General features: G+C 64.0%; 20 protein-coding genes. 15 read left to right on the top strand and 5 right to left on the bottom strand.

Annotated features, from left to right (window positions below):
* The first annotated feature begins 4 nt into the window (after positions 1-4).
* On the top strand, positions 5-2833 hold the full coding sequence (locus IEX85_RS17355; protein ID WP_188861882.1) for an EAL domain-containing protein: 2829 nt from the start codon (positions 5-7) through the stop codon (positions 2831-2833).
* 152 nt (positions 2834-2985) lie between these two features.
* Here the strand turns inward: IEX85_RS17355 and IEX85_RS17350 are convergent, their stop codons facing one another.
* On the bottom strand, positions 2986-3948 hold the full coding sequence (locus IEX85_RS17350) for a carbohydrate kinase family protein (RefSeq protein ID WP_188861881.1): 963 nt from the start codon (positions 3946-3948) through the stop codon (positions 2986-2988).
* Positions 3949-4529: 581 nt separating this feature from the next.
* Here IEX85_RS17350 and IEX85_RS17345 point away from each other — a divergent pair.
* From IEX85_RS17345 to ehuA, 12 genes are all read left to right on the top strand, one after another.
* On the top strand, positions 4530-5258 hold the full coding sequence (locus IEX85_RS17345; protein ID WP_188861880.1) for a response regulator: 729 nt from the start codon (positions 4530-4532) through the stop codon (positions 5256-5258).
* A 39-nt stretch (positions 5259-5297) separates the two neighbouring features.
* Positions 5298-7781, top strand: a complete 2484-nt coding sequence (locus IEX85_RS17340; RefSeq protein ID WP_188861879.1) for a PAS-domain containing protein — start codon at positions 5298-5300, stop codon at positions 7779-7781.
* 172 nt (positions 7782-7953) lie between these two features.
* Complete coding sequence (locus IEX85_RS17335) at positions 7954-8967, top strand: sugar ABC transporter substrate-binding protein (RefSeq protein WP_188861878.1); 1014 nt, start codon at positions 7954-7956, stop codon at positions 8965-8967.
* 83 nt (positions 8968-9050) lie between these two features.
* The gene (locus IEX85_RS17330; protein ID WP_188861877.1) at positions 9051-10127 is read left to right on the top strand and encodes an ABC transporter permease; all 1077 of its coding nucleotides are present in this window, start codon (positions 9051-9053) and stop codon (positions 10125-10127) included.
* Positions 10128-10141: 14 nt separating this feature from the next.
* A complete protein-coding gene (locus IEX85_RS17325) occupies positions 10142-10939 on the top strand; it encodes an ATP-binding cassette domain-containing protein (protein WP_188861876.1) in 798 nt (265 codons plus the stop codon).
* A 128-nt stretch (positions 10940-11067) separates the two neighbouring features.
* Positions 11068-11490: a VOC family protein gene (locus IEX85_RS17320; RefSeq protein WP_188861875.1), complete on the top strand. Its 423-nt coding sequence runs from the start codon at positions 11068-11070 to the stop codon at positions 11488-11490.
* Positions 11491-11599: 109 nt separating this feature from the next.
* A complete protein-coding gene (locus IEX85_RS17315; protein WP_188861874.1) occupies positions 11600-12550 on the top strand; it encodes an ABC transporter substrate-binding protein in 951 nt (316 codons plus the stop codon).
* A gap of 152 nt (positions 12551-12702) precedes the next feature.
* Positions 12703-13047 (top strand): hypothetical protein, encoded by a 345-nt coding sequence (locus IEX85_RS17310; RefSeq protein ID WP_188861873.1) that lies wholly within the window; start codon positions 12703-12705, stop codon positions 13045-13047.
* A gap of 467 nt (positions 13048-13514) precedes the next feature.
* Positions 13515-14348 carry an ectoine/hydroxyectoine ABC transporter substrate-binding protein EhuB gene (ehuB, locus tag IEX85_RS17305; protein ID WP_188861872.1) on the top strand — a complete coding sequence of 278 codons (834 nt, stop codon included), beginning with the start codon at positions 13515-13517 and terminating at the stop codon, positions 14346-14348.
* A gap of 91 nt (positions 14349-14439) precedes the next feature.
* A complete protein-coding gene (gene ehuC / locus IEX85_RS17300) occupies positions 14440-15099 on the top strand; it encodes an ectoine/hydroxyectoine ABC transporter permease subunit EhuC (protein ID WP_188861871.1) in 660 nt (219 codons plus the stop codon).
* Positions 15096-15773, top strand: a complete 678-nt coding sequence (ehuD, locus tag IEX85_RS17295) for an ectoine/hydroxyectoine ABC transporter permease subunit EhuD (protein WP_188861870.1) — start codon at positions 15096-15098, stop codon at positions 15771-15773. The genes ehuC and ehuD overlap by 4 nt, the downstream gene beginning before the upstream one ends.
* A complete protein-coding gene (gene ehuA / locus IEX85_RS17290; protein ID WP_188861869.1) occupies positions 15770-16543 on the top strand; it encodes an ectoine/hydroxyectoine ABC transporter ATP-binding protein EhuA in 774 nt (257 codons plus the stop codon). The genes ehuD and ehuA overlap by 4 nt, the downstream gene beginning before the upstream one ends.
* Before the next feature lie 602 nt (positions 16544-17145).
* On the opposite strand, the gene IEX85_RS17285 is transcribed toward ehuA, so the two are convergent.
* From IEX85_RS17285 to IEX85_RS17270, 4 genes are all read right to left on the bottom strand, one after another.
* Entirely contained in the window at positions 17146-17676 is a 531-nt protein-coding gene (locus IEX85_RS17285) for a cytochrome b/b6 domain-containing protein (protein WP_188861868.1), read from the bottom strand.
* Complete coding sequence (locus tag IEX85_RS17280) at positions 17676-17945, bottom strand: PepSY domain-containing protein (protein ID WP_229721983.1); 270 nt, start codon at positions 17943-17945, stop codon at positions 17676-17678. The genes IEX85_RS17285 and IEX85_RS17280 overlap by 1 nt, the downstream gene beginning before the upstream one ends.
* A gap of 302 nt (positions 17946-18247) precedes the next feature.
* A complete protein-coding gene (locus IEX85_RS17275; RefSeq protein WP_188861867.1) occupies positions 18248-18610 on the bottom strand; it encodes an RT0821/Lpp0805 family surface protein in 363 nt (120 codons plus the stop codon).
* Positions 18611-18633: 23 nt separating this feature from the next.
* Entirely contained in the window at positions 18634-19812 is a 1179-nt protein-coding gene (locus IEX85_RS17270; protein ID WP_188861866.1) for a Hint domain-containing protein, read from the bottom strand.
* 295 nt (positions 19813-20107) lie between these two features.
* On the opposite strand from IEX85_RS17270, the gene IEX85_RS17265 reads away from it, so the two are divergent.
* On the top strand, positions 20108-20665 hold the full coding sequence (locus IEX85_RS17265) for an RNA polymerase sigma factor (RefSeq protein ID WP_188861865.1): 558 nt from the start codon (positions 20108-20110) through the stop codon (positions 20663-20665).
* A 13-nt stretch (positions 20666-20678) separates the two neighbouring features.
* On the top strand, positions 20679-21320 hold the full coding sequence (locus tag IEX85_RS17260) for an RT0821/Lpp0805 family surface protein (RefSeq protein WP_188861864.1): 642 nt from the start codon (positions 20679-20681) through the stop codon (positions 21318-21320).
* The last annotated feature ends 111 nt before the right edge of the window (positions 21321-21431 follow it).

Raw genomic sequence — 21431 nt, 5'->3', positions numbered from 1 at the left:
TCGTATGAAGGTAGGCACACGCCTGATGTTGCTGGCAACATTGGCCGCCACCGCAGCCTTTTCCGGCTGGGTGGCCAACCAGTGGAGCGCTGCGCGCAGTGCAAGCGCCATGCAGCAGTTACAGTACGCCAATACCGTGCAACACAGCGTTACCCGGCTCAACACCCGTTTCGGGCTTTACCTGTCCCTGCACGACGAGCGCTCGCTGGCGGAGTGGCGTCAGGCGCAGCAGCGCCTGCCGAGCATCCTGGCACAACGGCCCGAAAGCCAGTCGCGCTATATCAGCAGCATCCGCTACCAGAGCAACACCCTGGCTCAGCTGTCGCCCCTGATTGGCCGGGAAGCGCACGACAGCCCGGGGCAGGTTCAGCTCGCCTCCCGCATCTACGCCACGCTGCAGAACATGACCGACGACGCCCTGCGCCTGGCCGCGACGGCCGAGCAGCGCATCCAGGAAGCCAGTGAGCAAGGCCGTCTGATCTCCCTGGGATTGATGATCACCCTGACACTGGTGCTGGTGCTGATCGCCTTCCCCCTCGCCAACGGCCTCAAGAGTCGCCTGGACCGGATGCGCCTGCAGATGCAGCGCGTCACCGCCGGCAACCTCTGGCTGTCGCTGGACGAACACCACAAGAATGACGAACTCGGCGAGCTTGCCCGCGGATTCGACACCATGCTGTCGCGCCTGCGCAGTACCACCGTCTCGGTGGACCAGCTCAACGAAGAGGTCGAGCGCCAGACCGCGACGCTCAAACAGCAGCAGGAATATCTCCAGACCCTGATCGAGGCGGAGCCTGCCTGCGTACTGACGATCGACCGCGACGACCGCATCCTGAGCCTCAACAGCGCCGGCGCGCGCATGCTGCGCATCGACACCGACAGCGCCATCGGCATCCGCTTCGGCGAACGCTTCGTGGCACAGGAGGACCGCGCGGCCTTCGCCACACTGATCGCCAATGCCTTCGACGGCCAGGGTGGCAACCTGGAGTATCGCCTGCACCGGCCCTACGCGCGCCAGGAGGCCTGGCTGCAGACCTACGCGGTGCCCTTCTACGACCGCAACGGGCACGCCGAATGCATCATCACCGTGTCCCACGACATCAGCAACCGGATACGGGAAGAGCGACGGGTGCGCGAAGCCAGGTCGTTTCTGCAGAACATCGTCGACAGCGTCGGGGATGCCATCGTGGTCAGGGATATCGACTGCAAGGTACGGCTGATCAACCGCGCGGCGCGCGACAGCGAACCGGGCCACCCCTGTAAACAGCCGCTGCCGAAAAATCTCGCCGCCAGCGGCCACTCGGCGGCGCAGCGCATGCTCATGGGCAGCGGGCGCACGGCCGAAGTGTGCACCTACATGGGCCACGACGGCGAATGGCGACATATCGAGCGCATCGCCACGCCGCTGACGCAGCCCGACGGCACCCTCAACGGCGTCATCGAACTGTACCGGGACATTACCGAAAACACGCGCCTGCTGCGCGAGCTGCACGAAGAACAGGCACGCCTCAAGCAACTGGCGCACCACGACCTGCTGACCGGCCTGCCCAACCGCACGCTCTTTATCGACCGGCTGGAGCAGACGCTGCTGCGGGCGCGGCGGGAACAACAGCGGTTCGCACTGCTGTTCATCGATCTGGACCGCTTCAAGGAAATCAACGACAGTCTCGGCCACCAGGCGGGGGACAGCGTACTGCGCATGGCCGCGCAGCGCCTGAGCCAGACCATCCGCGCCAGCGACACCCTGGCGCGCCTGGGCGGCGACGAGTTTACCGTCATCATGTCACCGCTGCCGAACAACGACGACGCCGCGCTGCTGGCGCAGAAACTGATCAAGTGCATCGAACCGCCGTACCAGGTCGACAGCCACCGCCTGTTCATCACCACCAGCGTCGGTATCAGCGTCTATCCCCACGACGGCAACACCACCGAGTCGCTGATCAGCGCGGCCGACGCCGCCATGTACAAGGCCAAGGACGACGGCAAGAACGTCTACCGCTACTACTCGCAGCAGCTGACCCGGCGCGCCATGGAGCAGGTATCGCTCGCCTCCGAGCTGCACCGGGCGCTGATGCAGGACGAGTTCGAGGTGCACTATCAGCCCCAGTTCGACCTCAACAGCCTGGCGCCGATCGGCATGGAAGCGCTGGTACGCTGGCAGCACCCCACCGAGGGGCTGTTGATGCCGGCGCGCTTTCTGCCAATCGCGGAAGGCTCCGGCCTGATCGTACGCATCGGCAACCTGGTAATCGACAGGGTCATGCAGCAGACCCGTATCTGGCACGAGCAGGGACTGGATCCCGGCGTCATCGCCATCAACCTGTCGGGGCGCCAGGTCGACAACGAACGCCAGCTGGAATGGCTCGAGCAGCGACTGGAACGACACCGCTGCCGCCCCGAATGGTTCGAACTCGAGGTCACGGAAGATTTTCTGATGCAGAATCCGGAGCGGGCGATTGCCATGTTCCGGCGCCTGCGCCTGCTGGGATTCGAGCTGGCGATCGACGACTTCGGCACCGGCTTCTCGTCGCTCTCCTACCTCAAGACGCTGCCGCTGACCCGACTCAAGATCGACCGCGCCTTCATCGACGGCCTGCCGGGCGACAGCGACGACCAGGCGATCACCCGCACCATCATCGCACTGGGACAGAACCTCGGGCTGAAGGTGATCGCCGAGGGCGTCGAAACCCGGGCGCAGCTCGACTTTCTGCGCCAGTGCGACTGCAACGAGGTGCAAGGTTTCCTGCTCGGCAAACCGCAGCCGCCGCAGTCGATCAGTGCCTCACTGCGGGCACGCGGCCGCGACAAACGGCCGCGACCGCTACCGAGCTAAGGCGATGCGAATTTATCGCGCAACCCATCCCATGCGTTCTCGGAACATCGCGATGGCAATGGACGCTGGCGATGGGTTAGGCCGCTTAACCACTGATGTACGCCGATAGCAGGTGCCGGCGCGGCTTCGCCCATCTATCAGCCGACCAGCCCTCAGCCGGCGCCCGGCTCGTCAAGCTCCGCGGCCAGCGGCAGCGCCTCGAAAGCGCCGTAGCGCGATACGGTCAGGGCGCCACAGCGGCTGGCGAAACGCAGCCCCGCCTCGACCTGCCGCGGATCCGCCAGCCAGCTAGCAAGCGCCTCGCGCCCCGGCGCCTCCTGCGACAGCCGCAGCAGCAGCCCGGCCACGAAGGAGTCGCCGGCAGCCGTACTGTCGACCACCTTCGTGGCCGGCGGCACCAGCTCGAGCGAGCCGCCGAACCAGTGTGCTTCCAGGGGCTCGCCGCCATCGGTGATCAGCAGCAGACCGACGCCGGCCTCGAGCAGCCGCCGGGGCAGCTCCTCGTCGCGGCCGTACAGCGCTTCCAGTTCCTCGCGGCTGATTTTCACCAGATCCGATGCCGCCATTGCCTGCCAGATCGGCTCGCGCGCATCCTCTCCCTGCGGCCAGAGGTTGTGGCGGTAATTGACGTCGAAACTGACCATGCAGCCGGCCTTGCGCGCCCGCTCCATCAGTACCAGATGCGTTTCCCGGATACCGGGCTCGGTCAGGGTGTTGGAGCAGCAGTGGAAGATGGCGGCGCCCTCGAGAACGGATTCCGGGCACTGATCCGAACGGTAGAGCAGATCGGCACTGCGGTCACGGTAGAAGGCGAAGCTGCGCTCGCCTTCGGCGTCGAGGCTCACGAACGCCAGCGCCGTATGGGCATCCGCGGTCTGTACCAGCTGCGAGGTATCGACGCCGAAGCCCGCCATGGTCGTGACCAGGCTGTCGCCGAACATGTCCCGGCCGACCTGACCGAGAAAGCTGACATTCCCCCCGAGCTTGGCAATCCCCACCGCCACATTGGCCGGGGCGCCGCCCGGGTGCGCGACGAAGTTGACCGGGCCCGAGGCCTGCGGCCGCGCCAGCATATCGATGAGGGCTTCGCCGAAAGCGATCACTTTAGCGGACATGAGAGAACCTCCCCTGTTGGACACCGGAACGGCCGGAACGCGATTGCACCGGAGCGGCCGGAGACAGGGTGATATTCGGCAAGCTGCAACAAGAAATGCACATAACGGACCTTCGCGGAATTATTATAGGTTAATTTTCCGATAGTAACGCCATATCAAAAGACGTTAAAGATTTATTTTCGTAAACTTACCTAAATACCATAACACCAGCCGGACTGGCGACCATTAACCATCATTGCCGCCGCACTTGCAATGCCGACATTCGGGAAGAGCGGCGCACCTGCATGTACTAACGTCTAGTGTACTGTTTCACCCTAATAGATACTTATAGAGCCCGCCAATTCCTGTCCAGCAAGGCGCCGTTCGCCGGGAATAGTGGGGCTCTTGCCAAGAACGGCAACGCAGTTGGGCGCGAATTGGCGAGCTCCCCTTGGCGGCTCGCTATAAGTGCCTTTAAGGATGAAGCAGTACACTAGGAAGTAACATTTGAAATAGCCAGAATCGGGTGTTGTGCTACTAATAAGGCTTCAGGCGTAAGCGCGCACAACATCCGCCAGACGCCATACGCAACAAGGCACAAGATGACCGAGACCCGACGCCCCAAGATACTGATCGTCGACGACGAACCCGATATGCGCGCGCTGCTGCAGGACCTGCTCGATGACAACGGCTTCGACACCATTGCCGTCGCCGACGGTAACGCCATGCAGCAGGCCCTTGGCGACAACGCTTTCTCCCTGGTGATTCTCGACCTGCGCTTGCGCGGCGAAGACGGACTGCAGCTGGCCCGGGAGCTGCGGGCCGAGTCGGCCATTCCGATCATGATGCTGACCGGCAAGGGCGACGAAACCGATCGCATACTCGGCCTGGAACTTGCCGCCGACGACTTCCTGATGAAACCGTTCAACGTGCGCGAACTGCTGGCCCGGGTGCGCGCGCTGCTGCGCCGCTCCGCCGCCACAAGCCCCCGCGCCGACGACCGCCACAGCCACCACAGGCTGGCGTTCGGCGACTGGATCCTGGACCTGACGGCGCGCCAGCTGAGCCGCAGCGACGGCACTCCGGTCGAGCTGACATTCGGGGAATTCAACCTGCTCGAAGCCCTGGTCCAGTCGCCCAACCGGGTACTGAGCCGCGATCAGCTGCTGGACATGACCCGCAGCGACAACAGCGAGGTGTTCGACCGCACCATCGACGTGCTGATCCTGCGCCTGCGCCGCAAACTGGAACCCAACCCGCGCCAGCCCCGCTATATCCGCACCGAGCGCGGACTCGGGTACTGCTTTCATGCCCAGGTCAGCCAGGTCTGAAATGCCCGGCACGGCTGAATGCCGCGGCGGGCCCTGAGCATGCACAGCGTACGGGCCCGGCTGCTTATCGCCTTTGCCAGCATCATGGTCGCGGCACTGGTGCTGGCGTTCGTCGGCTGGCGCAGTCTGACCGATACCGAGACCGCACTGGAAGAACTGCGTCGCGAAATACTGCCGGACATCTCCCACTCGCTCGAGCTTGCCGAGCGCACCGCCAGCCTGGCGTCGCTGGCCCCCTTCGTGGCCGAGGCCTCGTCGCCCTCCCAGCTGCAGCATGACCGCAACCGGCTGCAGCAGCGCACCGAGCAGCTCAAGCAGCTGGCCGGGCGCATACGCCACCTCGAGTCCGCGCCGCAGCTGCGCCAGCTGCTGGAACGGCTGTATGCCACGCTGGACGAGCTGATCGCACTGACCCGGCAGGCGCTGTTCCAGCGCGAAGACCTGCGCCAGCTGCTGTACCCGCTGGAAGGCCTCGAGAGCGCGGAAGACCGCAGAGCCGTGGACCAGCTGCTGGCCGCGGCTTCGGCGCCGCGCCAGGAGCTTGAACGCCTGGAACGCCGCTTTGGCGTCAGCCAGGACATCAGCCCCGAACTTGCCGCCAGCGCCGCCCCGGTGTTTGCGCTGCGTCATCGCCAGCTCGATCTTCAGCAGCGCCAGGGCTACCTGCTGGCCTCGGTGCGGTCGATATCGGACCAGCTGTCCGCCGAGGTCAAGGGCTTCGTCGACAGCCTGCAGCAGCGCTTCGGCCAACAGCAGCAGGCGCTGTCGGCCACGGTGCGCAAGGGCCAGATCCGCATTCTCGCAATCAGCCTGCTGGCGTTGCTGGCGCTGCTGGCCGGCACCGCCCTGGTACTGAACCTGACCCGCAACCTCCAGGCCGTCACCGGCCTGATGACCCGCCTGGCCGCCGGCGTGACAGGCCAGGCCACGCCGGCGGTACAGCGCCGCGACGAGATCGGCAGCCTGGCCCGCGCCTTCAATGTCTTTCGCGAAAACAGCCGCGAACTGCAATCGATCACCGAGGACCTGCGGCGCCAGCAGCGACTGCTGCAGACGGTGTTCGACAACATCAACGACGGCCTCAGCGTGTTCGACCGCGACCAGCGCCTGGTGGCCTGGAATCCCCGCTACCTCGGTATCTTCGACCTGCCGCCGGCGCGCGTGCAGCGCGGCGTTACGCTGCAGCGGCTGCAGGCGCTGATGGCGGAGGCCCCGCATGGCAACCGCACCCTCGACAACCGGCCGCTGGACATGACCGAAACCAATCTGCAGCGTCCCAGCAAGCCCGTGCGTTTCGAACGCCACTACCGCGACGGGCGCGTCATCGAGTTCCGCAGCCAGCCCATGCCCGATGGCGGCTTCGTGACCCTTTACAGCGACCTGACCGACCGCAAGGCGATCGAATCGCAGCTGCGCCAGGCGCAGAAAATGGAGGTGCTCGGCCAGCTCACCGGTGGCATCGCCCACGACTTCAACAACCTGCTGGCTGCGGTTATCGGCAACCTGCAGCTGCTGGAACAGCAGCGGGACCTCAGCGACAAGGCCGGCCGCTACGGTCAGCGCGCGCTGGCCGCCGCCGAACGCGGCGCCAGCCTGGTACAGCGTCTGCTCGCATTCTCGCGCAAGCAGCAGCTGCACCCGGAACCGCAGTCGCTGGGCGGCATCATCGAGGGCATGCTCGACCTGGTGGAATACAGCGTCGGCTCCCAGATCGACATCCGCACCCGCCTCGAGGCCGAGGAAGATCTTGTCTACGTCGATCCGGGCCAACTCGAGAACGCCCTGCTCAACCTCGCGCTCAACAGCGGCGCGGCCATGCCGGACGGCGGCACCCTCACCTTCAGTACCGCCCTCGAGCAGGATGCCAAACAGGGCGCATGGGTACTGGTGGAAGTGGGCGATACCGGCCACGGCATTCCCGAAGAGCTGCGCGAGCGGGTGTTCGATCCCTTTTTCACCACCAAGGAGGTCGGTCGCGGCAGCGGCCTTGGCCTCAGCATGGTCTACGGCTTCGTACGCCAGTCCGGCGGCGATATCACCATCGACAGCGCGCCCGGCCAGGGCACCCGTATCAGCATTCGCCTGCCGCTCTACCGAGGGCCCGCCGCTGAATCCGACAGCGGCCAGAGTCAGCCACTGCAATATGGCAACGGCCAGCAGGTGCTGCTGGTCGAGGACGACGGCCTGGTGCTGGAAGCGGTCGAAGACATGCTGGCTGAACTCGGTTACGAACCCCTGAGCTGTCGCAGCGCCGAGGAGGCCCTGAACCTGCTCGAGCGCGACGGCCTGCCCGACCTGGTACTCAGCGACATCAACCTCGGCAGCGGCCGCACCGGCATCCAGCTGCGCGCGCAACTGGCCGGGCGCTGGCCCGATCTGCCCTGCATACTCGCCTCCGGCCTGCCCCGCGACCTGCTCGACAGCCGCTACAACCTCCCCCCCGACGTGCCGGTCCTGGCCAAACCCTACCGCCTGCAAACGCTGGCTCAGGCGCTCTCCGACGCCATGCGGCCTAACGCATAAGGCCCAACGCCTAACGCCTAACGCCTAACGCCTAACGCCTAACGCCTAACGCCTAACGGATTATTGCATTTGTTAACGGAACGAATTCGCGACGAAATTCACCGTTAATTCTCCGGCGTTCCAATGCCCCTATCCGAAAAGCGCGACACAACAAAAACAACCGGAGACCACAATGAAAAAGCAGCTGAGCACACTGGCCCTGGCCATCACCCTCGCCTCCCCGTTCGCCCTTGCCGCCGACAAGCCGATCATCGGCCTGATCACCAAGACCAACACCAACCCCTTCTTCGTCAAGATGCGCGAAGGCGCGCAGATGAAAGCCGACGCCAGCGGTGTCGAACTGCGAACCTTCGCCGGCAAGTTCGACGGCGACAACGACTCCCAGGTACAGGCGGTCGAGAACCTGATCGCCGCCGGCGCCAGGGGCATCCTGATCACCCCGAACGACTCCGCCGCCATCGTGCCGGCCGTCGAGCAGGCCCGACAGGCGGGCCTGCTGGTGATCGCGCTCGATACACCGCTGTCGCCGGCCGAAGCCGCCGACGCCACCTTCGCCACAGACAACTTCAAGGCCGGCGAGCTGATTGGCCAGTGGGCGCGGGTCCAACTCGGCCCGAAGGCCGACAGCGCCAAGATCGCGATGCTGGACCTCAGCGCCAGCGAAATCAGCGTCGACGTCGCCCGCAACCAGGGCTTTCTCAAGGGCTTCGGCATCGACCTGAACGACCCCAATGACATCGGTGACGAGACCGATTCACGCATTGTCGGCAACGACGTTACCGCCGGCTCCGAAGAGGGCGGCCGTCGCGCGATGGAAAACCTACTGCAGAAAGACCCTGAAATCAACGTCGTCTACACCATCAACGAGCCGGCCGCAGCCGGTGCCTACGAGGCGCTGAAGGCGGTCGGCAAGACCGACGCGCTGATCGTTTCGGTCGATGGCGGCTGTCCCGGCGTCAAGAACGTCCAGGCGGGCGTGATCGGCGCCACCTCGATGCAGTTTCCGCTGCGCATGGCCTCGATGGGCGTCGACGCCATCATCGAATACGCCAGCAGCGGCACCCGTCCCGCCGCCAGCGAAGGCCTGGACTTCGTCAATACCGGTGTCGAGCTGATCACCGACCAGCCGGTCGGGGAGGTCGAGTCCAAGACCTCCGCCGAAGGTCTGGACCTCTGCTGGGGGTAAGTGACCTCGCCCTCGGTCGGGCCAAGGACCGCCGGGCGCCCGCGCCCGGCAAGCCATGACAAGAACAACAACGAGATGACGTTATGAGCACCACACCGACTGCACGGTCCACCGTGGCCGACCATGAAAAGATCGCCGACGCCGCGACCGGCGATTTCGCCCGCATCGAGCCGGAGCAGGTCTCGCTGAAGGAAAAGCTGCACCAGTTCTTTCACCAGTACCCGGTGGCAGCACCGACCATCGTGCTGCTGGCCGCCATTGCGCTGTTCAGCGCCCTCGTCGGCGACCGTTTTCTGCACCCCTTCAACCTGTCGCTGATCCTGCAGCAGGTCACCATCATCGGTATTCTCGGCGCCGCCCAGACGCTGATCATCCTCACCGCCGGCATCGACCTCTCGGTTGGCGCCGTGATGGTGCTGACCTCGGTGGTGATGGGACGCATGGCCGTCGAAGTCGGCCTGCCAGCGGGGCTGGCGTTGAGCCTTGGCCTGATCGCCGGCGCCGCGACGGGCTGGATCAACGGCATGCTGGTCACCCGTTTCCGCCTGCCGCCGTTTATCGTGACGCTGGGCACCTGGAACATCTTCTTCGCACTCAACCTCTGGTACTCGCGCAGCGAAACCATCCGCTCCCAGGATATCGACGCCGCTGCACCGCTGCTGCACTGGACCGGCACCGCCTTCGAATTCCTCGGCGCCCGTTTCACCTACGGCGCCCTGCTGATGCTCGCCCTGTTCGTGGTGCTCTGGTACGCGCTCAAATGCACGGCCTGGGGCAAGCACGTCTACGCCACCGGCGATGACCCGGGGGCGGCGCGCCTGGCAGGAATCCGCGTCGAGCGGGTACTGCTCTCGGTCTACGTCGTCGCCGGCGTGCTGTGCGCCGTCGCCGCCTGGGCCCTGATCGGCCGCATCGGCTCGGTCAGCCCGCAGGCCGGGATGATGGCCAACCTCGACAGCATCACGGCAGTGGTGATCGGCGGCACCAGCCTGTTCGGCGGCCGCGGCTCCATTTTCGGCACCCTGGTGGGCGCTCTGGTGGTCGGCGTGTTCCGCAACGGCCTGGCGCTGGCCGGCGTCGACGTCCTGTGGCAGGACTTCACCGTAGGCCTGCTGATCATCGTCGCCGTCGGCGTCGACCAGTGGATTCGCAAAGTCTGAGGAGGGTCGCAGTCATGACAGAACAGAAGAAAATCGTACTCGAAGCCCGCGGCCTGGTGAAGCGCTACGGCCATGTCACCGCCATCGACCACGCCGATTTCGACCTCCGCGCCGGCGAAGTGCTGGCGGTCATCGGCGACAACGGTGCCGGCAAATCGTCGCTGATCAAGGCGCTCTCCGGCGCCCTGATCCCCGATTCCGGCGAGATCCTGCTGGACGGCGAGCCGGTACATTTCAAAACCCCGATGGACGCACGCGAACAGGGTATCGAAACCGTTTACCAGAACCTGGCGGTCTCGCCGTCGCTGGACATTGCCGACAACATGTTCCTCGGCCGCGAGCGGCGCCGGCCCGGCATCCTCGGCAAGGTGTTCCGGATGCTGGACAAGAAGGGCATGCACGAGGATGCCAAGGCGAAGCTTTCGGAGCTGGGCCTGCTGACGATCCAGAACATCGGTCAGGCGGTGGAAACCCTCTCCGGGGGGCAGCGTCAGGGGGTTGCGGTCGCCCGCGCCGCCGCCTTCGCCCGCCACGTGGTGATCATGGACGAGCCCACCGCAGCGCTCGGCGTCAAGGAATCCCGCCGGGTGCTGAACCTGATCAAGGATGTGCGCGACAGGGGGTTACCGGTGATCCTGATCAGCCACAACATGCCGCACGTGTTCGAGGTCGCCGACCGCATCCATATCCACCGCCTCGGCCGAAGGGTCGCGGTGGTGAAGCCGGACACCCATTCCATGTCCGATGCGGTGGCGATCATGACCGGGGCACTGGACCCGAACGACCATCCGGCCGGCGCTTTCGCCGCCTGATCCTGTGGGAGCCGCACCCCGCGGCGAAATCCGATGCTGAGGTGGCGATTTCGCACCGGGGCGGCGCTCCTACAGTCGAGAATCGCCGGCGTGACCGGACATTCAAAGCATTCAACAAGGAGTTTCAAATGACACAGCTGCTCGACGAAAACTTTCAGGGGCTGCAGCACCTCGGCGTGCCGGTGACCGATCTCGAATGCTCGAAGCATTTCTACGGCCGGCTGGGCTTTCGCCCGGTGATGGAAAAGAGCTTCGAGGACGACGAAGGACCGGTGACCGCGGTCATGGTCAAGCGTGGCAGCATGGTGATCGAGCTCTACCTGCAGCCGGGCGAGCGCCGTGCCGAGGTCGCACGCCGCCGCGACGGCCATATCGACCACGTCGCCTTTTCCGTGCGTGACATCGACGCCGCCTTCGCGGAGCTGCGCGCCGCCGGCTTCGAGACCCAGCAGCAGGCACCGGTCGAACTGCCGCTGTGGGAAAATGGCTGCAAGTACTTTTCCATCCGCGGCCCCGGCGGCGAGACCCTCGAATTCAACCAGATTCTATAGGGAGCCTGTGAACAAGTCCGAATAAGGCTCTGGCATTGCGGCGCCACTCGATTAGCCGGACAATTGACCGGGTATACCGCCCCGTTAACCGCTGGCCGGAAACCCGGATATGCCGACTCGCCCGATCCTGACCACACTGCTGAGCGCCTGCCTGCTGCTGCCGAATCCGGCGCTCGGCGAGCCCGCCTCCGCCCTCGGCGACGCCCTGGGCGTCTCGGTTTCGGACCTCGGCAACCCCTATTTCGTCGCCATTGCCCGCAGCGCCGAACGCCGCGCCCAGGCGCTCTCCCCGGGGATAAGGGTCGAAGTGTTGTCGAGCGCCTATGACCTGCAGCGCCAGATCGGCCAGATCGATCACTTCATCGCCAGCGGCGCGCGTCTGATCCTGCTCTCGGCCGCCGACCCCGAGGCCATTGCGCCGGCGGTGACGCGCGCCCGGGACGCCGGCGTCCGCGTCATCGCCATCGACGTCGAGGCGAGCGGCGCCGACGTCACCATCACCACCGACAACCGGCAGGCAGGCTCGCAGGCATGCCACTACCTGGCCGAACGCATCGGCGGCACGGGCAGGGTCGTGATCATCAACGGCCCGCCGGTTTCGTCGATCATCGAGCGTGTCGAGGGCTGCCGCGAGGCGCTTGATCATTACCCCGGCATCGAGTTGCTGTCCGACAGTGAAAACGGCGCCGGCGCCCGTGAGGGCGGCATGGAAAAAATGACAGCACTGATGACCGCGCACCCGGATATACAGGGTGTGTTCGCCGTCAACGACCCCTCGGCGCTCGGTGCCGAACAGGCCGCCCGGCAAGCCGGTCGCGACAGCTTCGTTATCGTCAGTGTGGATGGTTCCCCCGCCGCCATCGAACGCCTGCAGCAGCCCGGCAGTCTGCTGCAGGCCACCGCCGCGCAGTTTCCACGCCGTATCGCCAGACGGGCGGTCGATACCGGCGCCGCACTGCTCTCGGGCGAGCGCATCGAGCAGCAACGCATTCTGATCGCCCCCAAGCTGATTACGTCGGCAAACGCCGCCGAATACCAGGGCTGGTCCGAAACGGACTAAAGTGCGTAATCCTGTAGATCCCGAAGAGGCTCTGGCGCGCAGCGCGGTCCTGTACCGAGGCGCCGCTTTTGCGCTGGCTATACTTGAGAGGACGGCAATCCCTGCCTATACATTCTGTTGCGGCAGAATAATAAGCAACCGGAGGTGTCTGCATGAATACGTTCAACCTTGAATCCTGGTGCAAACCCAAGGGCGCATCCAAGTCCCAACCGATGGGACTGATGACCTTCAGGGTCAGCGAAGACGCTCACCTGAAAATGGAGCAGGCGGAAGACCAGATGACTCTCGACTCCAAGGCTCACGAAATGGATATTCCGATCGATATCGACAGCCTCGAGCTGCAGCTTCCGCCCGAGTGCGACGGACTCTCGGACGCCGCCTTCCACGTCTACCGCCACCCCCACGAGGACCGCAGCCACTTCTTCCTCACCGGCCACCGCGCCAGCGACGGCGCCCTGGTCTACTCCAACGCCGTACTGGTTGATCAGCTGGGCTGATTGCCTGTCCCTTGACGCCGGCGGACACCCGTCCGCCGCACGAGACGTGTTACGCATGAGATGTGACGCTTAGGGCGCCTTGAGTGCAACGAAAGGCGCCGCCTCTTACCGGCAGGGTCTGCGTGGCGTCGAGCATGACGCGAAACCTGTTATTCCCGTCCGGCGCCATTCGTCGACATTCGCTCCTGCAGGACCGATCTTTCCGCCGTCCATGGCGGTCGCTTCGCTCAGGGACGCCCTGCACCGGGAATGGCTTTCCCCCAACACGCCCCACCCGTCACCCGTCACCCGTCACCCGTCACCCATTACTTCGAATATCGTTAAATATTCCGTAGCACAAATCGCTGTAATCGCAAGATATTTGCAAAGAAAAGCCTGATTTTCATAATTTTTTACTTCGATTTGCGAAACACTTTTCGCTTCCTTAAGATAAAAAACCACGTAAAAAATCTACCAAGGAGAGTCGAATGGTCCGCATACTGACCCTGGTCCTGGCGGGAATGGCCAGCACCCTCGTCACGGCAGACACCCTGGACGATGCCAAGGCGTCCGGCAAACTGACGCTGGCGGTGGCCAACGAGGTGCCCTATGGCTATCTGTCATCGGACGGTGAGCCCAAGGGCGAGGCGCCGGAAATCGCCCTGCACGTGCTCGATAAGCTCGGCATCGACGACGTCGAAGTCCTGGTTACCGAATTTGGCTCCCTGATTCCCGGTCTCAAGGCAGGACGCTTCGATGTCATTGCCGCCGGCATGTACATCAACCCCAAGCGCTGCCAGCAGATCCTCTTCTCCAACCCCACCTACACCATCGGCGAAGGCTTCCTGGTTCAGTCCGGCAACCCGGAGTCGCTCGACAGCTATGCCGACGTCAAGGACAACGGCGACCTCAAGCTCGGCGTCATGGCCGGCGCGGTCGAGTTCGGCTACGCCAAGGATTTCGGTATCGCGCTGGACCAGATCGTGACGCTGCCGGATTACCCGAGCGGCGTCGCCGCGCTCAAGGCCGGCCGCATCGATGCGCTGGCCGGCACCGTCCTCACCATGGCGGAGCTGGGCAAGAAGGATGACGCCGTCGAACTGGCACAGCCGTTCGAGGACCTGGTCATCAACGGCGAAAAGGTCAACGGATACGGCGGCTTCGGCTTCCGCCCGGGCGACGAGCGCCTGCGTGACGCCTTCAACAACGAACTGGGCGGCTTCATCGGCAGCGACGAACACATCGCCATGGTCGAGCCTTACGGTTTCGGTGCACACACCCTTCCCGGCGGTGTCACCGCCGAGCAGCTCTGCACCCCCTGAAGCCTGCCAGCCCCACGGCAAGGCCGCTGTGGGGCCTGAACCGGCGACTGTGCGAGATGAAAACGCCCAACCCGCCCCCCAAGGAAGCCTGATGCCCCTCAACGAAATTTTCAGCGTGCTCGCCGAAGGCGCTCTGGTCACCATCCAGCTCGTTGCGATGGCCCTGCCGCTGGCGACCGCCATGGCCTTTATATCCGGCCTGCTTCGGCTTAGCGAACACCGCGCCCTGCGCTGGCTTGCCGCGATCTACGTCGAATTCTTTCGCGGCACTTCTGCATTGATTCAGCTTTACTGGATCTACTTCGTGCTGCCGTTTTTCGGCATCTCCATCGATGCCATTACCGCCGGCGTGGTCGCGCTGGGCCTCAATATCGGCGCCTACGGCTCGGAGGTGGTCCGCGGCGGTCTGCTGTCGGTCGACAGGGGTCAGACCGAAGCGGCCATCGCGCTCAACTTCTCGCCGCGCCAGCGGCTGTGGCGCATCATCATGCCGCAGGCCCTGGTCGGCATGATGCCGCCATTCGGCAACCTCGCCATCGAGCTGGTCAAGGCCACCTCGCTGGTCAGCCTGATCACCATCGCCGACCTCACCTACCGCGCCAAATCGCTCGCCGACATGACGTTGCAGGTCGAGGAGATCTTCGGGCTGGTGCTGGTGTTCTACTTCGTCATGGCGCAGGTGCTGACCCTGGCCATACGGGCGCTGGAGAAACACCTTGGCAAAGGCATGGATCGCGGAGGTCTGGCATGATCGAGTTTCAATGGGACTGGGATTTCGCCTGGGAGGTGCTGCCGCTGCTGCTGGATGCCTGCAAGATCACGCTGCAGGCGACGGTGCTGGGGAGCCTGCTCGCAATCGTCATCGGCCTGCTCCTGGCCCTGCTGCGACGCAGTAAATGGAAGGCCGTCCGCTACAGCGCCTACTGGTGGATGGAGTTTGTGCGCAGCACCCCGCTGCTGGTGCAGATCTACTTTCTCTATTACGTGGCTCCGGAGTGGGGCCTGAACCTGTCGCCGATGGTCACCGGCGTACTGGCGCTGGGCATGCACTACGGCGCTTATCTCTCCGAAGTGTTCCGCAGCGGTATCGACGGCGTTGACAAGGGCCAGTGGGAAGCATCGATTGCGCTGAACCTTTCGCCGTACCACACCTACCGCGACGTCATTCTGCCCCAGGCGCTGCGCGCGATGATTCCGGCGACCGGCAACTACATCATCGCGATGTTCAAGGAAACCCCACAGCTGTCGGCCATCACCCTGCTGGAGATGCTGCAACTGGCCAAGATCATGGGGTCGGAGAATTTCCGTTACCTCGAGCCCTTCACCCTGGTTGGCCTGATCTACCTGGTACTCAGTCTGATCGCCAGCGCCGGCATCCGCCAGGCCGAACGCCGTTTCCCGAAAGAAGGATTCACCCTGTCATGAGCGACTACGCTGTCGAGTTCGACAACGTCACCAAGCAATTCGGTGACAATGTGCTGTTCGAGCAGTTCAACTTCAACATCCGCAAGAACGAAGTGGTGTCCATCATTGGCCCCAGCGGCTCGGGCAAATCGACGCTGCTGCGCATTCTGATGACACTGGAAGGCATCGACGCAGGCATGGTCCGCGTCCAGGGCGAATCGCTCTGGCACATGCAGAAAGGCGGCGCCTGGCTGCCTGCCGACGAGCGTCATCTGCGTAAATGCAGGGGCCATATGGGCATGGTGTTCCAGCACTTCAATCTGTTCCCGCACATGACGGTGCTGCGCAACATTACCGAAGCGCCTATCCATGTGCTGGGACAGTCGAAGGAGGAAGCCCGCGCCAACGGCCTGGAGCTGCTGCGCACCGTGGGACTGGCTGACAAGGCCGACGCCTACCCCAGTCAGCTTTCAGGGGGACAGAAGCAGCGAGTCGGCATCGCCCGGGCGCTGGCGATGAGACCGAGCATCCTGCTGCTCGACGAGATCACCTCGGCGCTAGACCCGGAACTCGTCGACGAGGTGCTCGAAGTCATCCGCAAGCTCGCCGCCGAGGATGCCTACACCATGATACTGGTGACCCACGAGATGTACTTCGCACGGGAAATCAGCGATCGCGTCTGCTTCTTCGACGCCGGCGCAATCGTGGAGGAAGGCCCGCCGGAGCAGATTTTCAACCAGCCGAAGCACGAGCGCACCCGGGCGTTCCTCAACTCCTTCCTCAATATCTGAAGTTCGCGACGGGGAAGTGCCCGTAAGTTTTGGGTACGCCCCCCCTACGGGCGTTAGTGCCCGGCACCCCTCGTAAGCCGCGTACCCGAAGGGCACTTCTTCGCGGCGAACAGGGCTGGCTCCGCAGTAGCGTTGTTCGCGGCGGGGCGCCGCTCCTACGGGTCGGATAGTGCGGCGCGTTCGTAGGAGTCGCGCCCCGCGGCGAAAATACCGTCGCACCCGACAAAAGTCGTATAACAAAACGACCATCGGACGAATGCGGCGCTGCCAATCGGGTGGCATTCTTTACCGGCCACCGAACGACGAGCGGGACACGCCGGTCCCGCCTTGAGGCGTCGCTGCCGTGGTCGGGCAAAGATTTCTGTTGTTCGTTTCTGCCCGCTGTATTCCCGCCGGTCGCCTGACCGGCGTTTTTTTGTACATGGATGTACTTATCCTGCGTGTGCATGGATGCACAAAAGCAGGGTTTATGGATGTACTTATCCTGCGTGTGCACGGATGCACAAAAGCAGGGTTTGTGGGGCCCTGCGCCGCGAATCCTCCGGCAAAGTGCCCGCGATGTTCGCGGCGGGGAAGTGCCCCCGGGTTTGGCTGCGCCGTTCCTACTGTTTGCGCCGACCGGTGATCATGGTCCGCACCAGGTTGACCGGCCCCAGCCAGCTGAACAGCGCCACTGCCGATACGTGAACCAGCACCAGCAGCATGGTCATATTGGCCATGACCTCGTGCAATTCCTCGACCCAGTCCTCGCCCCAGAAGGCGTCGAGCCCCTGCATCCAGCCACTGATGCCGGTCAGGGTCACGCCTGCCATCAGTGCGAGGATCATCAAGCCACCCAGGGGGTTGTGCCCCTCGTGCGCCTCGATACGACCGCTTTTCAGCAGCGACAGGTGATGGCGGACCCCCGCCCGGGTCGGGAAGAAATCGCTGAACCTGGCATTGCGGGGGCCGACAAAGCCCCAGACGACGCGCACCGCGATGATCGCCAGGCAGTAGTAACCCACCCACTCATGCGCGTCCTCGCCCTCTTCCAGCACTGCATAATTGAGCAGAAATGCCAGCGCCAGACTCCAGTGGAAAAGCCGGACGACCGGATCCCAGATCAGTTTGGTTTCGAGCGCTGGCCTGTTCATCAGTCGTCAATCTCCTTCTTGACCACCCGGGCATCGACCGGATTGTAATAGATTTCCACCTTGTGGTTCTCGCTGTCGTAACCGTAGATTTCGTAGCAATTACCGTCGGTTTCCTTGAATTTTTTGATGCTATAACCTTCGGCTTCGATACGTTGCTTCATTTCATCGGCCGGTATCCAGCCGTCGCGCGCAGCATCGGTACAGGTCGGGCCGGCAAAGGCCGGGGTAGCAAGCATCAAAGCAACAGGCATCAGCAGCAGTTTCTTCACGGTAAAGCCTCCGTCTTGGTCTGAGCCCCCATCATCGGTGCCAAGTCTTAAGATAGTCTTACCCAACGCGACATAAACGAGCGGGCGACCAGGGCGATGGCCGCCCGCCGGGCTAGGCGTTGCCGAATGCAGCGTCAAAAACAGGTTTCAGGCAGGGTATCGGGCCCTGCGCAAATCGCAGGATGGGTGGAGCCGTAGTGGCACTTCATATGCCTCGACTGCCTCGAAAACGTTTTTCAACACCCTGCTAAGCCAGTAACCGGCGACGGGTCGGCACAGCCCGCCAGCAGGCGCTCAGGCGCTTACAGCGGGTACCAGACGCCATCCTCAGCCCGGCAGGCGGTGTCTTCGTATCGTTCCTGTTCGCTATCGACCCTTATCAGCTCGCTGTAGTGCCGACAGAAGATGCCGCCTTCCGTTTTGAAACTGCGCAATGGCGTTACCATCCCTTCATTGCCACTGAGCGGATTGTGCCATCGGCTCTGCTGCCGGCTTGGCGTGCTGTCGAGCGCGAACTGAACCGTCGCATCGGCCAGTTCCACATCGCCATCGCTCATTCGCTGATAAAGTGGCGGGGCACCGCCAAGGCCTGCGCCAGACGACGCACAACCCGACAGCGAGGCGACCAGCAGCCAGGTTCCACCCCAGTTGAATACGCTACTCATGTGCTTTGCCTCCCGTGACGCCCCTATTTCCAGCCCCGTTCGATGGCTGCCGCCTCTTGCTCGGGCGTAAGATCGGTGCCGGACAGGGCGCCACGGCTGCGGTCACGACTGCCGGGGGAATCGTCACGGCCGATACGTTCGGGGTTGTCCTCGAGCCCCCGGGTCGTACGGCTCGACGCCGCTTCAGTGTGAACACCGGCACTGCGATGCCCTTCGACCGCATCATCCGCCCCCCGCCCCCGATCGTGGAGGTCATCATCGACGCCCGCCCCCTGCTCGTGAGCGCCGGCACTGCGATGCCCTTCAACCGCATCGTCGGCGCCACGGCCACGGCGCTGGTCGCCCGGTTCGCGTTCGGGAAAGCCGTGCTCTCCACGCCCACGGCCGCGCCCTCGAACGTCGTCGCTGTCCCGGGACGACGCCCGTTGCACATCGTCCCGGCCTCCACGTTCTTCGCGCCCGCTGCGACTGCCATCCCGGCCGCCGTCATCCCGGCCACTGTCATCCCGACCGCTGTCGTCCCTGCCGCTGTCGTCCCTGCCGCTGTCGTCCCGGCTGCTGCCACTACTATCACCGCCACTGTCGTCGCCCCCCCCATCACCGCCGCCATCGCCACCGCCATCGCCGCCATCGCCGCCCTTGTTGTGCACCAGATAGCCCTCGGCGACGTAGCTGTGATCGCCGTCAAGGATCAGGTTGTACACCCAGGTCGAGGCCGGCGCCTCCTGGGATTCGATGTCACGCAGCAGCTCATCGGCAAACTCGACGTCGATAACGGCCGCCAGAGCCGCATTACCGTCGAATGCCGCCCGCATGTCCCAGGTCCTGGCACGAACCAGCCGGTCTCCGACCTGAATCCGCTCGATGCGCAATGCCGGATTCTCCCGCGCAGTCTGCTCCGGATCGATCGAGCGCCAGCCTCGCGATGTCATGAAAGGGTGCTCCGCCGTGACGAAGGCGGCCCCTCCGTTCAGGGAATACAGTCGCCGTCCGCCAAGGGGAACCCGCTCGATCGCGCACACCCGGTTGACCCGGCCATCACGCCCGACGACCCTGTCACCGACCCTGACATCGGCGATGGCTCGCTCGCGACCGTCCGCCATCAGTATCCGGACGCTGCCGATGAAACAGGAGCTGGCATAAACCGACGCGTAGCCGAAGTATCCCCCCTGGTTGTCATGCGCCGGAGGGCCTGCCGTCATCAAAAGAGCCAGAGCACTGCAGGTTGTCACCCGGATCAGCTTCCCGGTCAGGCAATTACGTCGCATTATGACCGCTGGATATCGACCGTTCATTTCGCCTCCTCGCTGGCAGATCAGCCGTTCTGTGCCAGTCTTGGAGGTACAACACGCCAGGGCCGGGATTCTCGCAAAAAATAAAATTTTTTCTTTTGCGAGAAAAAGCTCGCCGAGGTGTTGTCGTGACAGAGTTCTCATGAACGAAGTGTCGCCATGACAGAGAGACCATGCCCGACAACAGCCGCTAAGTGCAGCCAAGATGCATAGTCCGGAACAGGATCTCACCCAGCTCCCGCCGCTCAGTCGCCGCGAGGCCATCGAAACCGCGATCGGCATGTATCCACGCCTGCGGCGATTCGCTTATGGCCTCTGCGGCTCGTCCGACGAGGCCGACGAACTGGTGCAGACCGCTTTCGAGCGTGCCTTGAAATCGATCAGGCAGTGGCAGCCCGGCACCCGCGTGGACAGCTGGATGTACCGCATCATTCAGAACCTCTGGCTGAACCAGCGACGCGCTGACCGGGTGCGCGGCCTCCACCTGCCCGTCACCGACCCCGACCGGCTAAGCAGCCTGCGTTCACAGCAGGATGCCGAGAGCGGCCTGCTGCTGGAACGCGTGCAGCGCTGCATCGAGACGTTGCCGGACGACCAGAAGCTGGCCGTTCTGCTGGTTTCGGTCGAAGGGCTGAGTTACCGCGAGGCAGCCGGCGTGCTCGAAATTTCCGAACCGGCACTGACCAGCCGCCTGGCGAGGGGCCGACGCGCGCTGCTCGAACAGCTCGAGGCCGGCACCTCCCGAAAAATGGCCGGCAGCTGAAAAGGAGCCCCCCATGACCCGTCAAGACGAACTGCAACTGCAAGCCTGGATGGATGGCGAACTCCCCGCCGCCGACAGGGATGCCTTCGCCGAACGGCTGGCGCGGGAACCCCGGTTGCAACGGCAGGCCGAATCGCTGCAGTCGCTCGATCGCCTGCTGAGACAGGCCTACGCACCGATAGCGGCGCAGAGGGTACCGACGCTTCGCATTGGAAAGGTCCGTCCGAGCGACAGTTTCTGGGCGCTGTTCTGCAAGTGGCTCGGCACATCGCAACCACTGCGCTGGCAACCCTGTTGTCTGCTGCTTCTGGCTGCAATCTCGCTTGCTGGCGCTGGCGGTTACTGGCTGTCCGGCCAAATTAAGCTCGAAACCGCAGGCCAGGCCAATGAGCTAGGACCTCGGGAAAGACAGGCGTTGCAACTGCTTGTCGACCAGGTGCTGGAACATCAGCGCAGCGGCAGCACTGCAAGCTGGCAGGGTCAGGGCCGCGAACGGGTCATTATCACGCCGACACGCACCTTCCGCACCCCGGATGGGGACTACTGCAGGGAATTCAGCGAACGCCTGGTGATCGGAGACGAGTGGAACGAGGAACAGGTCATCGCCTGTCGCGAGGGCGAGCAGCGGTGGAGCGTCAAGGCACGTTATTACTGAGCAGGCTTCGGGAACTGCCGCTGCGGATCCGGTCCCATCACCAGACGAACGACCACTGTCTGCAGCCGAGCATGCTGGAAATTGCGTCGGTTTTCGGGCTGTACGTGCGGA

It is taken from the genome of Marinobacterium nitratireducens (assembly GCF_014645375.1).
Lineage (GTDB): Bacteria > Pseudomonadota > Gammaproteobacteria > Pseudomonadales > Balneatricaceae > Marinobacterium_A > Marinobacterium_A nitratireducens.
The sequence above is the reverse complement of the archived record's forward strand: the minus strand, read 5'-3'. Positions and strand labels throughout refer to the sequence as shown.

Excerpts from the sequence above, each read along its gene's own strand:
- IEX85_RS17355 (WP_188861882.1), top strand. The coding sequence starts at position 5 with ATGAAGGTAGGCACACGCCTGATGTTGCTGGCAACATTGGCCGCCACC.
- IEX85_RS17350 (WP_188861881.1), bottom strand. The coding sequence starts at position 3,948 with ATGTCCGCTAAAGTGATCGCTTTCGGCGAAGCCCTCATCGATATGCTG.
- IEX85_RS17345 (WP_188861880.1), top strand. The coding sequence starts at position 4,530 with ATGACCGAGACCCGACGCCCCAAGATACTGATCGTCGACGACGAACCC.
- IEX85_RS17340 (WP_188861879.1), top strand. The coding sequence starts at position 5,298 with ATGCACAGCGTACGGGCCCGGCTGCTTATCGCCTTTGCCAGCATCATG.
- IEX85_RS17335 (WP_188861878.1), top strand. The coding sequence starts at position 7,954 with ATGAAAAAGCAGCTGAGCACACTGGCCCTGGCCATCACCCTCGCCTCC.
- IEX85_RS17330 (WP_188861877.1), top strand. The coding sequence starts at position 9,051 with ATGAGCACCACACCGACTGCACGGTCCACCGTGGCCGACCATGAAAAG.
- IEX85_RS17325 (WP_188861876.1), top strand. The coding sequence starts at position 10,142 with ATGACAGAACAGAAGAAAATCGTACTCGAAGCCCGCGGCCTGGTGAAG.
- IEX85_RS17320 (WP_188861875.1), top strand. The coding sequence starts at position 11,068 with ATGACACAGCTGCTCGACGAAAACTTTCAGGGGCTGCAGCACCTCGGC.
- IEX85_RS17315 (WP_188861874.1), top strand. The coding sequence starts at position 11,600 with ATGCCGACTCGCCCGATCCTGACCACACTGCTGAGCGCCTGCCTGCTG.
- IEX85_RS17310 (WP_188861873.1), top strand. The coding sequence starts at position 12,703 with ATGAATACGTTCAACCTTGAATCCTGGTGCAAACCCAAGGGCGCATCC.
- ehuB (WP_188861872.1), top strand. The coding sequence starts at position 13,515 with ATGGTCCGCATACTGACCCTGGTCCTGGCGGGAATGGCCAGCACCCTC.
- ehuC (WP_188861871.1), top strand. The coding sequence starts at position 14,440 with ATGCCCCTCAACGAAATTTTCAGCGTGCTCGCCGAAGGCGCTCTGGTC.
- ehuD (WP_188861870.1), top strand. The coding sequence starts at position 15,096 with ATGATCGAGTTTCAATGGGACTGGGATTTCGCCTGGGAGGTGCTGCCG.
- ehuA (WP_188861869.1), top strand. The coding sequence starts at position 15,770 with ATGAGCGACTACGCTGTCGAGTTCGACAACGTCACCAAGCAATTCGGT.
- IEX85_RS17285 (WP_188861868.1), bottom strand. The coding sequence starts at position 17,676 with ATGAACAGGCCAGCGCTCGAAACCAAACTGATCTGGGATCCGGTCGTC.
- IEX85_RS17275 (WP_188861867.1), bottom strand. The coding sequence starts at position 18,610 with ATGAGTAGCGTATTCAACTGGGGTGGAACCTGGCTGCTGGTCGCCTCG.
- IEX85_RS17270 (WP_188861866.1), bottom strand. The coding sequence starts at position 19,812 with ATGACGGCAGGCCCTCCGGCGCATGACAACCAGGGGGGATACTTCGGC.
- IEX85_RS17265 (WP_188861865.1), top strand. The coding sequence starts at position 20,108 with ATGCATAGTCCGGAACAGGATCTCACCCAGCTCCCGCCGCTCAGTCGC.
- IEX85_RS17260 (WP_188861864.1), top strand. The coding sequence starts at position 20,679 with ATGACCCGTCAAGACGAACTGCAACTGCAAGCCTGGATGGATGGCGAA.